The following is a 13,194-nucleotide window of genomic DNA, read 5'->3' on the forward strand; positions in this document are numbered from 1 at the left end:
TAAATAATAGGTGTAAAGTAAAAGATGAAATATTTGAAAATCAAGGGTTTACAACTTGTAAGTGACTAGGTATTAACCTCTTAATTTTTTAGGAAAAACCCTCTTCGGAAAGGGGTGATTCCCCCAAAATAGATTTTTCAAAGCTATTAGTTTGCTGTTAATCAATTAGTTATACTTAATAAAGATTAAGAACAGATTTGCCTCTCAATTTTTACCGTAACTTTATGGAAACTAATTCATTAAAAATTATGAAAACACTAAGTAAACTCAATGCATGCCTTTTAGGGCTTTTAACGTTGGTACTTCTCACTGCCTGTGAAGAACCTCAGGATCCTCAACCACCAAATACAGACCCTCCTGAGCAGATCATCTCTGTTGGGCAGGCAAAAGAGATGTTTGATTCTTATAGTGATAGGCGAGTACCTATTATTAAAAGGTTTGAGGAAATGGAGGATACCACCCAAGCCTTTAACCCCACGCGTTTTGGGGAGTACGATTACCAAACTGTTAAACAGTACATGGATTTTATTGAATCTGAAGCAGCTCTGGCAGATGTTGAGATAGGCGGACTCCGTTTTTATTTGACCAATTATCCTGCGTCATCAACATTTAGTGATGGTACCGAAGTACAGTACCCACGTCAAAATTCATTTGTCTTGGTTCCTACCACAGCTGTGAACGGAGTACAAAAAGGGTTCATTACCCGTACCACACCAGATGGTGGAAGAACTATCGTGCTTATTGAGGATTTGGTACAAGAACAGCAGCAAAATTTTAGGCAGCAAAACGGAGCAAAAGATACTGGGTTAAATACAAAGGGCAGTGATAAAGGGCAGCTTGTAACAATTGTTGGGGCAAAGCCTAGATTGTTGTTCATAAACCCCTTAAGCGGAGCACCAGCTGTAATGCAAGAAGGAGGTGACGATGTAAGTTTGTTGCTTAACGAGTCTAACCTACGCCCGCCACCACCTAACCCGGACACCGATTTTGATTAAAAACATAAGGTGCGTTGGAAAACCTTTCTTTACATACCGTATTACAGTATTCGGTTACTGCACTAGAAGGTATGGCAGTACTTCTAGCTTTTATAAGTTATCCAAAGTATAGCCATACCTATCTTAGGTTTTTCCCATGGTTACTCCTATATGTATTGCTTACCGAGGTTTTTGCAATTCCTATATATGAAGCGTTTGAAACCAATGTGGTACTATATAATGTATATAATGTTGTGTTTTTTATGTACTTCTATTTCATTTTCTATAAAAAGGAAGAAAATAAGCGTAATAGGGTCTGGATAAAGACAGTTGCGGGAATCTTTATTTTGGCCAGCATTATAAACCTCTCTTTTCGATCTTTTATTTTTCAACCCCAGTTATTGGCCTATATCGTAGGGGCTTGTGCGCTTATACTTTGCATAATCCTCTATTTTATTGATATACTATATACCCCACAGATATTGAATATTAGAAAGGACTTATTATTCTGGGTTAGTACGGGGCTGTTGTTGTTTTATGTAGGATATATCCCCATAAAAGTAACCAGGCACTTTTTTGAAGAACCGGGACACGAGTTCGGGACATTAATGATTGTCCATAGAATTCTGATTTTAGTTATGAATATTTGTTTTATCATAGGATTTTTATGGACCAGAAAGAAATAGCAGCATTGGTGTCGGTAGTGATACTCTTGGTTTTGGTTGCCATAATCATTACCTTGATAACGGTATTCATTAGGCGCAAGAATAAAATGCTACAAGAGCAACATGCTGCCGAAGAAGCCTTTAGAAAAGAGTTTTCGGAGATACAGATTGAAATTAGAGAAGAGACCCTGAGAAATATAAGCTGGGAACTGCATGATAACATAGGCCAGCTAATGACACTGGCAAAGATACAGGTGCAATTGGCCAAGGATAAACCCGAGACCCTGGACCAGGCCGCAGAAACAATGGGCAATGCTATTAGTGAGTTGCGTAGCCTTTCTAAGCTAATCAACCCAGAGGCGATTAAAAGCCTTAACCTTAGAGAAGCTTTGAGGCTAGAAACAGACCGCTTTAAGCGGATGGACTATATAAATACAACATATAACATTGTTGGGACTCCATTTTCAGTTGGGACAGATAAGGAAATGATTATCTTTAGGATTTTACAGGAGTTTTTTTCAAATACCATAAAGCATTCCAAGGCAAAAAATCTAGAGGTAACATTAATCTATACCGAAGACCAATTGTTGATAAACGCAAAAGATGACGGGGTAGGCTTCCAGCACAAGGAGGATTTTTCGGGCATTGGCATCAAGAATATGACCAATAGAGCACAAGTAATCTCGGCAGAGTTCAGTATAACTTCAAAACCCAATGAAGGAACAATGCTTCGCTTGCTTTGTTGTAAATAAAAAATGTCTTACCTTTTAAACTATGGGTTAAGGCATTTCAATAATAACCTAACAAAAAAATAATGAAAAATTCAGTTGTAGTTGTAGACGACCATACCTTGCTCCTGCAGGCAATAGGTGGGTTGGTTAAAGATTTTGACGATTTTGAAGTACAATACCTATGTAAAAATGGGCAAGAGCTTCTGGATAAACTGAAAAATCCGGCAAACATCCCAGATGTAGTACTTATGGATATTAATATGCCAGTAATGAACGGTATTGAAACTACACAAATACTTACCAAGGAATATCCCCAGATTCGTGTATTGGCCCTATCGGTAGAAGAAAGTGAGGAAACTATCTTGAAGATGTTAAGAGCCGGAGCCAAAGGATATCTCATGAAGGACACCAAGAGCTCTATCCTTAACGAAGCATTAAAACAAGTATTGAGCAAGGGGTACTACCATACCAATACGGTAAGTAAATTGTTGGTAAATTCTTTGCATAAAGAAGATGAAGCTATACAGTTGAAAGAACGGGAGAAAGAATTTTTACAGCACGCCTGTACCGAAATGACCTACAAGGAAATAGCAGACAAAATGTTCCTGAGTCCCAAAACCATTGAGGGGTATAGAGATTCCATATATGAAAAACTGAATATAAAAAACAGGATAGGCCTTGTGTTATACGCTATAAGAAACGGTTTATTCACCCCTTAAAACAATTCGGCCACTTCTTTTTTAACGTAGGCCAAAGCCTTTTGGGAAGGGGTTACTTCTTCCATAAAATGGCGCAGTAAATACTCCCGCAATGCATCGGCACCATTATCTTTCTCATGCATGGCTCCTTGGCGTATTAGGTGTATTGTGGCATTTTTTGCGGCACTTATTAAATTCCAACATTCTGGTGAGACATAAATTTGTTGGGTTACATTGTGCTCAAATTCTTTTTCTATAGTATCTATTAGTAGCGATTCATATTTTTCTACATCACTTGAAAAAGGTTTTATGCGAACCAGCAAGCTGTTTGGGTCTATTCGCTCCAGGAGCAAGGTTAACCGTTCATAGGACTGTAGTCTCGTGGGTAATATCTTATTCTGTGCCTCCTTTTGGATTAAATAGCGGCGGCGACCCTCCTCGTTCTTGGTGTGTCCCCTAAAAAAGAAATACGAGATTATTCCTACCACTATGGCTGGTAAAAGGTACGCTACATAACTGAATACTTGTCCAAATTCTTCCATGCTTCTTATAATTGCATACAAACTTAAGTGGTTTTGTGAACTTGTACAACAAGGACTACAGTAATAATAGGTAAAACCACCTTTTTGAAGGGTTAAACAACTGAAAGTCAATACTTTTTGTCTTTTTAAACCAAATAGTCACTACCTTGTAACTAATTAACTCTTAAACCTTTTTCAAAATGAAAACTTTTTTAGTTGGCGCAGCAGCGCTATTGTTTACCATTGTATCATTTGCACAAGTATTTATTACCCAGCCAGGGAGTTTCAACTTGGCTAACGGTACCCAGACAGGATTTGGCCAGCAGTCTTTTATAGACCAACCTGGCGACAACAACGTGGCATTTACGGATCAAACTGGATTTTTCAACCTTTCAGACATAGACCAGTTGGCAGATTTTAACAATGCTCTTGCATTCCAGACTGGTGTGGGATTGACTTCAACCTTGGTACAAGATGGGGACGATAATACCGCGAACATAACCCAAAATGGTTTCTTTTCTGCTTCGACTATAGAGCAAGTGGGAGATTTGAACAATGCAGATGTGGTTCAGTTTGGGGATGATAATGAATCCCTGTTGACACAGATGGGCAATGATAACGAAGCAGATATTGAACAGGACGGAGACCAGAACTTCTCCAATGTGATAACTATAGGGAACCGAAACGATGTTTCGGTAGATCAAGATGGAGATATAAACCAAGCAGATGTGGTGCAGTTAGGAAACCGAAACAATGTAGACGCTAAACAGGATGGCTTCGGAAATTTTATAATGTCCGAACAATTTGGAAACCGTAACAGAAACAATGTAGACCAATCTGGAGATACAAACTTTGCCGTTTCACTGCAGGATGGTAACCGAAACTTTATAGACGCTAACCAAACAGGCGATAACAACGAGTCTTTTTCCTATCAAGCAGGTAATAGGAACCGTAATAATGTGGTACAGTTAGGAAATAGCAATCTATCACAGGTATCTCAAGTAGGAAATAGAAATAGATCTTCTGGGACGCAGGCTGGAGACCAAAACCTCAATAATATAGACCAACAAGGGCTGCGTCACTTCAGTAGTGCGCTTCAATTAGGAGATTTGAACAAAAATGAAGTGTTGCAGCAGGGAAGCGACCATACTGCTACGGTATTGCAAAATGGTGACATGAACTGCACCAAAATATTTCAGTTAAGCACCGGAGGGCCGCATTCAGTAACTGTGTTACAGCCTGGGAATAATAATATTGCTTGTATTTTACAACAGTAAACCCAGGCTTGTACATATAATAAAAGCGATGGGATCATGCCCCGTCGCTTTTTAAATTTACGGTAGTTACACTGAAATTTCAATACCGAACCTCTTCTTTCTTCATCGCTTTTTTCACAGCTTTCTTTTCAGTTTTAATGTTGTAGCTACCGCCAAGGTAAGGACAATTGGCGATGTTTTTAATGCCCGTAAATGGCACGTCAACCTTGTGATAATAATAAATATCTGCTAAGGAGTTGATTAGGTCTTTGTCCCCTGTAGCCATATCAACATCATCCATTGTGAACTGTGCAGGGTGTTCGTAACCAGCAGCATGGGTCATCTCCAAAAGCTCTTTCCTGAAATTCTTGAAATAGAAACTTGTCCGTATAGATTTTGCATCTACATTGATTCCTCTTTGTTTCCACTTATCTTGTGTAGCAACACCGCTGGGGCAACGGTTGGTATGGCATATCTGTGCTTGTATACAGCCTATGGCCATCATAGCTTCGCGGGCTACATTTATACAATCAACTCCCATGGCAAAGGCCATCACGGCTTTGGCCGGGAAGCCTAATTTACCGCTACCCACAAATACGGTACGTTCGCAAAGGTTATGCTTTTTGAATATTTGGTACACCGCAGAAAACCCATATATCCAAGGAAGTGCCACGTGGTCTGCAAAGCTTGGTGGTGCTGCCCCGGTACCCCCTTCGCCACCATCTATGGTGATAAAATCTGGACCTTTACCGGTAGCTTCCATCTTACTTGCTAGTTCTTCCCAATTTTCCAATTTCCCTACTGCGGCCTTTATCCCAACAGGGAGTCCGGTAGCTTCGGCAATATTTTCCACAAAATCTATAAGGCCGTCCACCCCATCAAAAGCAGAGTGGGTAGGAGGAGAGAGCACGTCTTTTCCTTCAACCACGTTTCGTATTTCAGCAATTTCGGCAGATATTTTTGAACCGGGCAATACCCCACCTTTGCCAGGTTTTGCTCCCTGAGATAGTTTTACTTCTATGGCACGTACCTGTGGATTATCGTTAACGAGTTGCACCATACGCTCCATAGAGAAATTTCCTTTGCTATCCCGAACACCAAAATATCCCGTTCCAAAATGAAATACTACATCACCTCCCTTTTTATGATAAGGCGAAAGGCCACCTTCACCAGTATTATGGTATGCGTGGGATAGTTTGCAACCAATGTTCAAGGATTCTACTGCTCTGGCAGACAGTGACCCAAAGCTCATTGCCGATACATTGATCACCGATGCTGGCCTAAATGGACGCTTTCTTCTGCCTTCACCCATTACTTTTGCACAGGCGAGAAAATAAGGGTCTTTTTTGTTTACATGCTTGCCCGCTACCTTAAAGGGCATCATGGCATTCTTTACAAAAATATAGTTTGGTTCGTAAATGTCACGGTCTGTCCCAAAGCCTTCGTAATTATTTTCATTTTTTGCCGAAGCATAAATCCATCCCCTTTCAATACGGTTAAAAGGTAGCTCCTCACGGTTATTGGCCACGATGTATTGCCTAAGCTCTGGGCCAATACTCTCCAACATATACCTGATATGTCCCACAATGGGGAAGTTGTGCAAGATGGTGTGTTTTTTCTGAAGCACATCATAAAGGGCAACAAGGAACAGTAATAGCAGAACCCAAGCCCACCAGGGGATGTCTCCTAAAAATTGTAATAGTTCTTCCATAAATAAAATTGCTGCTTTTTGCTTTTAGTAGTTATTGCGAATATAATTGATAGATACTCTTGTAATAACCCCGACCATGGCATTATTGTGTATTTAAATAGTCTAGTGCTATCTGGGTCATTGTTTTAACGCCCAGCAGCATTCCAGCATCGTCAATTTTGAAATCAGGCGTGTGGTGCGGGTAGGCCTCAGTATTCCCGGGGGTCATTCCGCCCAAGAAAAAATAGAAACCAGGTACCTTTTCCTGAAAATAGCTGAAATCCTCACCACCAGTAGTAGCTTTCATCAATTGTACATTTTCTTCCCCAGCCGTTTTTTGAAGTGTTGGCAGCATCTGCGCCGTTAGCTCTGGATCGTTGTAGGTTACAACGGTATTGTTCTGCCAGTCTATGGTTGCTTCGCCGCCGTAGGCTTTGGCAATATCGCTTGCCATTTCGGTCATTCTGCGGATAATCAATTCGCGCATTTTTGGATCTAGCGTTCTTACAGTGCCTATCATTTCAGCAGACTCTGGGATAATATTGAAACGCACACCACTTGTAATCTTTCCAACGGTTATCACGGCAGCTTCTTCTACCAGTGGGCTCTCGCGACTTATGATAGTTTGGAACCCATCTATAATTTTTGCCGAGATCAAGATAGGGTCCACTCCGGTCCAGGGTGCAGAGCCGTGGGTTTGTTTCCCTTTTACCGTAACCACAAACCGTTCTACGGCCGCCATCGTCCCCCCCGGCTTGTACTTAATGGTTCCTACGGGAGTCCCAGAGTTAATGTGCAGTCCAAAGATGGCGTCAACATCGGGATTCTTTAACACGCCTTCCTTCACCATAAGCTTTGCGCCCCCTTCCTCGCCAGGTGGTGGGCCTTCTTCAGCAGGTTGGAATATAAATTTTACGGTACCGTTTATCTTATCCTTGTTTTTGGAGAGTACCTCGGCAACTCCCATTAGTATTGCAATGTGGGTATCATGGCCGCAAGCATGCATCACGCCTGTTTCGGTGCCCAAAAAAATATCGGTCTTAGTGCTTTTAAAGGGAAGATCGTTTCGTTCGGTTACGGGCAGGCCGTCAATATCGGCTCGTAGTGCAACTACTTTTCCAGGGTTTTTACCTTTTAGGATCCCAACAACGCCTGTTTTTGCAACACCCGTTCGTACTTCCATACCTAGAGACCTTAGATGAGCTTCAATTTTTTTTGCGGTATTGAATTCACGGTTGGAAAGCTCTGGGTTTTGGTGAAAATAATGGCGCCAGTCTATCACTTGGCTTTCAATACCTTCAATGTCTTTAAGGAGTTTGCTGTCCATTTGGGCTTTGGCCAGATAAAAAGAAAAAGGGAGTAGCAGTAGAAGAACGATTAGTTTTTTCATAGAGAAGGCGGGTTTATTTTTTTATATCTGAAATCTTCAAAAATAGTGAAGTATCATTGTTTGATTCGACCTCGTAAATCTCAAAAACTGTTTTTCCGTCATTCCAGACTGCATTTCCGTTTTCAACAGTTGGCTTTCCAAGGTGTTCATATTCAGAAATTTTTGATGCCTTATCAGCATTTTTATAAGCTTCAAAAATTATAGACCCAATCACACCATCACTATCTGGAACTAGTTCTATGGACGTTGCTCCATCAAAAACATTTTCTTTCAAAAAATATCGAGTGTTTTCTACTTTGTAAAGATGATTATGATCGCTAAGGTTTTCTCCTAAGTTAATGTGTCCAAGCCTCCCCAGGTTTACATGCCTGAATATTGCTTCACTGTTGTTATTCTGCACAGTACCACAAGAATGAAATATAGGTATTGTTATGATGAAAAAAACTAAATGCAGTTTCATATATAGATGTTTAATCTGGATGTTTTATAGAGACCAGTGATATTTCACTTTAGATATGAGCTAAAGATATTCAAATTTCAGTAGAACAAAAACGAAAAAACTTGTTTATAATTTCTGAAATTTCAACAGGGGAAATCTCTACGAAATCGTTATTTTTCGGCTTCATTTTCGGCATTGGTTTCAATGTCCATTTCAGCTTTAAAACAGTGCAAGATTACCTAGAACAACTCAACGATGCCCAACGCGCACCTGTGCTCCAAAAAGACGGTGCCATGATCGTGATTGCAGGGGCCGGCTCCGGAAAAACCCGAGTGCTTACCTACCGTATTGCCTATTTAATGGACCAAGGGGTGGATGCCTTTAACATCTTGGCACTTACTTTTACCAACAAGGCAGCACGGGAGATGAAAAAGCGTATCGCACAAATTGTGGGCAATAGCGAGGCCAAGAATCTTTGGATGGGTACCTTCCATAGTGTTTTTGCGAAGATCCTCCGTTTTGAGGCAGACAAACTGGGCTATCCCAACAACTTCACTATTTATGACACCCAGGATTCCCAGAGTGTGATTCGGGCCGTGATAAAGGAGATGAACCTGGACAAGGATGTGTATAAATACAAGCAGGTATATTCTAGAATTTCCAGCTATAAAAACAGCTTGATAACGGTTAAGGCATATTTTGGCAATCCAGAACTCCAGGAAGCCGATGCTATGGCCAAGATGCCACGCTTGGGCGATATCTACAAAAGTTATTGTGATAAGTGCTTCAAGGCGGGCGCAATGGATTTTGACGATCTATTACTGAAAACAAACGAACTACTCACCCGTTTTCCCGAAGTGTTGGCAAAATACCAAAATCGTTTCCGCTATATTTTGGTAGACGAGTACCAAGATACAAACCATAGTCAATACTTGATCGTTCGTGCGTTGAGCGACCGGTTTCAGAATATTTGTGTAGTGGGTGACGATGCACAGAGTATCTATGCCTTTCGTGGTGCCAACATCAATAACATCCTGAATTTCCAGAAAGATTACGATAATGTGAATGTATACCGCTTGGAACAGAACTACCGTAGCACAAAAAATATCGTGAGCGCTGCAAACAGTATTATTGAGAAGAACAAAACCCGACTGGAAAAAGTGGTTTGGACCGCAAACGATGAGGGAGCCAAGATAAAGGTAAACCGAACGATGACCGATGGTGATGAAGGCCGATTTGTAGCCAGCAATATTTTTGAAACGGCCATGAACAACCAGTCCGGCTATGGAGATTTTGCCGTACTGTACCGTACAAATGCACAATCTAGAGCGATTGAGGATGCCCTTAGAAAAAAAGACATTCCGTACCGTATTTACGGCGGCCTCAGTTTTTACCAGAGGAAGGAAATCAAGGACGTGATAGCCTACCTGCGGTTGATTTTGAACCCCAAGGACGAAGAAGCCCTAAAGCGTGTTATCAATTATCCCGCAAGAGGTATTGGACAAACTACCATGGAACGGTTAACGGTGGCTGCCAACCACTATGGTCGCTCTATGTTTGAAGTCATAAAAGCGCTGGATAAAATAGGGGGAAATCTGAAAATTAACAGCGGTACCAAAAATAAGCTGCAGAATTTCACAACGATGATCGAGAGCTTCCAAGTGCTGAACCAAACCTATAATGCATTTGAAATTGCTGAACACGTCACCAAAAAAACAGGCCTTGTCACCGAATTAAAAAAAGATGGTACCCCCGAAGGCATAGCCCGTATAGAAAATATTGAAGAATTACTGAACGGGATGCGCGATTTTGTGGAAGAACAAAAAGAACTCGCAGATACCTCTGGTTCCTTGGCCGAATTTTTGGAAGATGTAGCCCTCGCTACAGATTTGGATAACGACAAGGGAGATGAAGACAGGGTCGCTCTAATGACCGTTCACCTTGCCAAAGGACTCGAGTTTCCATACGTGTACATCGTTGGGATGGAGGAGGAATTGTTCCCAAGTGGGATGAGTATGAACACCCGTGCCGAGCTGGAAGAAGAACGGCGCTTGTTTTACGTAGCGCTTACAAGGGCCGAAAAGCAAGCGTATTTAACCTATACCCAGAGCCGCTACCGTTGGGGAAAATTGATAGATGCCGAACCCAGTCGTTTTATTGAGGAAATTGACGAGAGCTTTTTGGAATACCTTACACCCGTAACCGAACAACGCTACAAACCGTTGATAGATGCCGATATTTTTGAGGATGTGGACCGAAGCAAATTACGATTGCGAAAACCAACCTCCGGCACCCCACCCAAAGGCCCCACCGAAGAGCAATTGCGTAAACTCCGTAGGTTAAAACCAGTCACCAGTAGTACCAACAAAAACTTTAACGCCAAGGACGCCAATTTAAGTGAGGGTACTTGGGTAGAACACGTACGTTTTGGAAAAGGTAAAATAATGAAGATTGAAGGTGTAGGTGCAGATACAAAGGCAGAGATCAATTTCGAAAATGGGGGCCTTAAAAAACTGTTGCTGCGCTTCGCAAAGCTGAATGTACTGGAATAGATTATAGCTTTCTATTTTACGCTTTCCATTTTATATTGCAACCCATACTTGGTTTTTGTTCTTTTCGTTGTGGGTTGTTGTTTAGGATATTGTCCATAGCCTCTCTAATGTCACGACCATTTACGGGAATTCCGTTTCCAGGTCTGGAATTGTCCAGCTGCCCACGGTATACTAGCTTTAAGTCTGTATCGAACAAAAAGAAATCTGGGGTACAGGCTGCTTTGTATGCTCTGGCTATTTCTTGTGTTTCATCAAAAAGATAGGGGAAGGGGTAGTTCTCTTTTCGGGCCAATTCCCACATGTATTTTGGTGCATCCTGCGGATAGTTCTCAATATCGTTACTGCTTATGGCCACAAAGCCAAAACCAGTTACACGATAGTCGTTTGCCATACGTACCAATTCTTCATTAACGTGTTTTACAAAGGGACAATGGTTGCAAATGAACATTACTAAAGTTCCTTTTTCGCCCTTTACATCCTGCAGGCTTACAGGTTTGTTGGTAACGGCATCTACCAAGATAAAATCTGGAGCTTTGGTGCCAAGGGGTAACATATTTGAAGGAGTCAATGCCATAGAATTCTTTTTACAATTAGTAGTGAATATAAGCTATTTGTTACGTTCGTTCATTTTTCCTTTCTCACATGTTTCAGGAACAGAAAATTTTGGGGATTGATTCCCAGCCCGTTTACTTTCTTTGATACAAACCGAACGGCCACATCGTAATAGAGTGGTACCACGGGAGCTTCGGCAATAACAATACTGTCCATTTTTACATATAGGCTTTTGCGTAGTTCAATATCCGAAATTTTTTGGGCGGCTACATACAAACTGTCAAAAACCTCATGTTTAAAATGTGTATAGTTTGGACCGTTCGGTGTAAAGTTTCCGCTGTAAAAAAGGCTCAAGTAATTTTCGGCATCGGGATAATCGGCAATCCAGCTGGCCCTAAAAATATCGAGCTCCCCACTGCTTTTCATCTGTCGAAGTGTAGAGGGGGGCATTACGTCAATGGCTACGTCTATTCCCAGTTTTTCGAGTTCGCGCTGTATGTATTCGCAAACATCCAGATATTGACTATTGGTTCCTATTGTTATCTTCGGTTCAGTGTCATTGGTTTCAGTTTTGTATTTCGCAATAAGTTCCTTGGCTTTTTCAGGTTTATAGGAATATCCTTCGGCACCCAAAGACCCTGGTAATCCCTTAGGAATAAAACCATAATTGGCTGGAATTCCCATCCCGTTGCGTAAATAGGTTACCATCTTTTCTCGGTCAAAACCATAATTTATTGCCTGGCGCAACCATTTGCTCTGTATCTCCGTTGTATTTGAGGGCATGAAAAACCCAAGGTACTCGGTGTTGAGGTAGGGGGTAGTTATCAATTTGGTGGTACGTTGGTATTTTGGTTGTAACTTCCCGGTAGTGGTAATAATCTCGTCTTTGTAGGAGTTGTCCAATCCACTTACAAAATCTAATTTTCCCTGTGCAAATTGTAAAAATTCACTTTGTTTATCGGGTAAAAAAGTTATTGCTACAGCCTCTAAATAAGGAAGTTGGTTTCCCTCCGTGTCGGTTTCAAAATAACGGGGATTTTTACGCAATACTAGCTTCACGTTTTCCTCCCACATCTTAAATTGAAATGGTCCCGTACCCACAGGATTTCGTCTAAATTCATTTCCGTAACGCTCTACCGCCTCTTTGGGAACTACAGAACAGTACCGCATAGAGAGCAATCCCAGAAACGCAGGAAAAGGTTGCTTTAACTGTATAACCAGCGTTGTGTCATTTACCGCTGTATAGTGAGCTACATTCTTAAGTACCCAGCTCCCAGGGGAAGCTACCTTAGGTGATCGTAACCTATTGAAGCTATACACAAAATCTTGTGCTGTAACAGTTCTGGTACTATCTTTCCCAAAAACGCTGTTGGTGTGAAAAAACACATCGTCCCTAAGGGTAAACGTATACGTTAATGTAGTATCGTTCACCTCCCAAGATTTTGCTATGTCTGGCTGTATTTGCAAGGAGTCGTTCAATTGCACCAAACCGTTGTAGAGTTGGTTCGTGGGCCAGATGGTTTGCGGGTTTCTTGCAAAAGCTGGATCCAAGGAAGCAATATTGCTATGTTCATTATAACGGAAAACCAAATGGTCTGGGCGTACGGTTTCCCTATTGGAACAAGAAATGCAAAGCATTGCAGTGCAAAACACTGAAAACAAGAAATATAGTTTGACCTCAAGTACCTTCATAAATTTTTGGCAACCAATTTTAGTTTGTATTTTT

At 41.3% G+C, this 13,194-nt stretch carries 12 protein-coding genes; 6 read left to right on the forward strand and 6 right to left on the reverse strand.

Going from position 1 to position 13,194, the window contains the following annotated elements; all coding sequences use genetic code 11:
• Positions 1–248 precede the first annotated feature (248 nt).
• The 4 genes from C8D94_RS07750 (at position 249) to C8D94_RS07765 (ending at position 3,089) form a co-directional block, all read left to right on the forward strand.
• Positions 249–995: a hypothetical protein gene (locus C8D94_RS07750; protein ID WP_115123357.1), complete on the forward strand. Its 747-nt coding sequence runs from the start codon at positions 249–251 to the stop codon at positions 993–995.
• Between the two features lie 71 nt (positions 996–1,066).
• Complete coding sequence (locus C8D94_RS07755; RefSeq protein ID WP_147278514.1) at positions 1,067–1,660, forward strand: hypothetical protein; 594 nt, start codon at positions 1,067–1,069, stop codon at positions 1,658–1,660.
• Complete coding sequence (locus tag C8D94_RS07760; protein ID WP_115123359.1) at positions 1,642–2,391, forward strand: sensor histidine kinase; 750 nt, start codon at positions 1,642–1,644, stop codon at positions 2,389–2,391. Before C8D94_RS07755 ends, C8D94_RS07760 begins: the two co-directional genes overlap by 19 nt.
• 62 nt (positions 2,392–2,453) lie before the next feature.
• Complete coding sequence (locus tag C8D94_RS07765; RefSeq protein WP_115123360.1) at positions 2,454–3,089, forward strand: response regulator; 636 nt, start codon at positions 2,454–2,456, stop codon at positions 3,087–3,089.
• On the opposite strand, the gene C8D94_RS07770 is transcribed toward C8D94_RS07765, so the two are convergent.
• Positions 3,086–3,631: a DUF7935 family protein gene (locus C8D94_RS07770; protein WP_317047710.1), complete on the reverse strand. Its 546-nt coding sequence runs from the start codon at positions 3,629–3,631 to the stop codon at positions 3,086–3,088. The genes C8D94_RS07765 and C8D94_RS07770 overlap by 4 nt on opposite strands.
• A 158-nt stretch (positions 3,632–3,789) precedes the next feature.
• On the opposite strand from C8D94_RS07770, the gene C8D94_RS07775 reads away from it, so the two are divergent.
• Entirely contained in the window at positions 3,790–4,866 is a 1,077-nt protein-coding gene (locus C8D94_RS07775; RefSeq protein ID WP_115123362.1) for a hypothetical protein, read from the forward strand.
• 79 nt (positions 4,867–4,945) lie between these two features.
• Here C8D94_RS07775 and C8D94_RS07780 read toward each other — a convergent pair whose 3' ends face one another.
• The 3 genes from C8D94_RS07780 to C8D94_RS07790 all read right to left on the reverse strand — a co-directional run bounded on the left by C8D94_RS07780 (position 4,946) and on the right by C8D94_RS07790 (position 8,385).
• Positions 4,946–6,556 (reverse strand): FMN-binding glutamate synthase family protein, encoded by a 1,611-nt coding sequence (locus C8D94_RS07780; protein ID WP_115123363.1) that lies wholly within the window; start codon positions 6,554–6,556, stop codon positions 4,946–4,948.
• 82 nt (positions 6,557–6,638) lie between these two features.
• Complete coding sequence (locus C8D94_RS07785; RefSeq protein ID WP_115123364.1) at positions 6,639–7,925, reverse strand: amidohydrolase; 1,287 nt, start codon at positions 7,923–7,925, stop codon at positions 6,639–6,641.
• Between the two features lie 13 nt (positions 7,926–7,938).
• Complete coding sequence (locus C8D94_RS07790; RefSeq protein ID WP_147278515.1) at positions 7,939–8,385, reverse strand: hypothetical protein; 447 nt, start codon at positions 8,383–8,385, stop codon at positions 7,939–7,941.
• 206 nt (positions 8,386–8,591) lie between these two features.
• Here C8D94_RS07790 and C8D94_RS07795 point away from each other — a divergent pair, with 206 nt between their 5' ends.
• Positions 8,592–10,916 (forward strand): ATP-dependent helicase, encoded by a 2,325-nt coding sequence (locus C8D94_RS07795; protein ID WP_115123604.1) that lies wholly within the window; start codon positions 8,592–8,594, stop codon positions 10,914–10,916.
• A 16-nt stretch (positions 10,917–10,932) separates the two neighbouring features.
• On the opposite strand, the gene C8D94_RS07800 is transcribed toward C8D94_RS07795, so the two are convergent.
• Positions 10,933–11,490: a thioredoxin family protein gene (locus C8D94_RS07800; protein WP_115123366.1), complete on the reverse strand. Its 558-nt coding sequence runs from the start codon at positions 11,488–11,490 to the stop codon at positions 10,933–10,935.
• A gap of 50 nt (positions 11,491–11,540) precedes the next feature.
• On the reverse strand, positions 11,541–13,160 hold the full coding sequence (locus tag C8D94_RS07805; RefSeq protein WP_115123605.1) for an ABC transporter substrate-binding protein: 1,620 nt from the start codon (positions 13,158–13,160) through the stop codon (positions 11,541–11,543).
• Between the last annotated feature and the right edge of the window lie 34 nt (positions 13,161–13,194).

The sequence above is a fragment of the Marinirhabdus gelatinilytica genome (genome assembly GCF_003353425.1).
Classification (GTDB): Bacteria; Bacteroidota; Bacteroidia; order Flavobacteriales; family Flavobacteriaceae; genus Marinirhabdus; species Marinirhabdus gelatinilytica.

Coding starts and splice junctions, on each gene's coding strand:
- C8D94_RS07750 (WP_115123357.1), top strand. CDS start 249: ATGAAAACACTAAGTAAACTCAATGCATGCCTTTTAGGGCTTTTAACG.
- C8D94_RS07755 (WP_147278514.1), top strand. CDS start 1,067: ATGGCAGTACTTCTAGCTTTTATAAGTTATCCAAAGTATAGCCATACC.
- C8D94_RS07760 (WP_115123359.1), top strand. CDS start 1,642: ATGGACCAGAAAGAAATAGCAGCATTGGTGTCGGTAGTGATACTCTTG.
- C8D94_RS07765 (WP_115123360.1), top strand. CDS start 2,454: ATGAAAAATTCAGTTGTAGTTGTAGACGACCATACCTTGCTCCTGCAG.
- C8D94_RS07775 (WP_115123362.1), top strand. CDS start 3,790: ATGAAAACTTTTTTAGTTGGCGCAGCAGCGCTATTGTTTACCATTGTA.
- C8D94_RS07780 (WP_115123363.1), bottom strand. CDS start 6,556: ATGGAAGAACTATTACAATTTTTAGGAGACATCCCCTGGTGGGCTTGG.
- C8D94_RS07785 (WP_115123364.1), bottom strand. CDS start 7,925: ATGAAAAAACTAATCGTTCTTCTACTGCTACTCCCTTTTTCTTTTTAT.
- C8D94_RS07790 (WP_147278515.1), bottom strand. CDS start 8,385: ATGAAACTGCATTTAGTTTTTTTCATCATAACAATACCTATATTTCAT.
- C8D94_RS07800 (WP_115123366.1), bottom strand. CDS start 11,490: ATGGCATTGACTCCTTCAAATATGTTACCCCTTGGCACCAAAGCTCCA.
- C8D94_RS07805 (WP_115123605.1), bottom strand. CDS start 13,160: ATGAAGGTACTTGAGGTCAAACTATATTTCTTGTTTTCAGTGTTTTGC.